The organism is Oleiphilus sp. HI0061, from assembly GCF_001635675.1.
Genome location: NZ_LWFE01000060.1, coordinates 1 through 659 on the forward strand (window position 1 = coordinate 1; position 659 = coordinate 659).

1 protein-coding gene and 1 pseudogene are annotated in these 659 nt (G+C 43.6%); both read left to right on the forward strand.

Annotated elements, in window-relative coordinates; translation table 11 throughout:
* The first annotated feature begins 16 nt into the window (after positions 1–16).
* A complete protein-coding gene (locus A3735_RS32425) occupies positions 17–163 on the forward strand; it encodes a YqiA/YcfP family alpha/beta fold hydrolase (RefSeq protein ID WP_369820490.1) in 147 nt (48 codons plus the stop codon).
* Between the two features lie 118 nt (positions 164–281).
* A pseudogene (gcvT, locus tag A3735_RS00835) lies at positions 282–659 on the forward strand (glycine cleavage system aminomethyltransferase GcvT); the annotation flags it as partial.

A 659-nucleotide genomic window follows, 5' to 3' on the forward strand; every position in this document is an offset into this window, starting at 1 on the left:
GGATAATGTTTATATCATGACGCAAACCGGAGATGAGGTCTTGGATTTCGCACAGGCTTTAGCATGTCTGCCTAAGGCTAAACTCTGGGTTCAGGCCGGTGGTGATCATGCATTTTGTGATTTTGAAAAGGTTTTGCCTTCCCTGCAATACTTTCTTTTATAGTCAGCGAATCGTCGCTATTTATGCCTTATAAAATAATTGGTGGTTTTTTCCCCAGTCAATCAGGTAAAATGCCGCTCTAATTTTACTCTATTTATTCCTAACTTCTCGGAGAATGCTCTTGGGCTCAAAAACCGCATTATATGAGGTGCATCAGGATTCCGGTGCCAAGATAGTAGATTTTGGTGGCTGGGACATGCCTTTGCATTATGGCTCTCAAATTGAAGAGCATAAAATTGTGCGCCAAAGCGCGGGTATGTTCGATGTGTCGCACATGACAATTGTTGATGTACAGGGTAAAGACTCTCGTGACTATCTTCGTTATTTGTTAGCGAACGATGTCGACAAGCTGCAAGAAACAGGCAAAGCACTCTATAGTGGCATGTTGGATGAGAAGGGTGGTGTGATCGACGACCTGATTGCTTATCGTATGCCTAAAGACTATCGCCTAGTGGTTAATTGCGGTACGCGAGAAAAAGACCTGGCTTGGATGAACAAG

What these genes read in the sequence shown, in the direction of transcription:
- A3735_RS32425 (WP_369820490.1), top strand. Translation starts at nt 17, where the DNA reads ATGACGCAAACCGGAGATGAGGTCTTGGATTTCGCACAGGCTTTAGCA.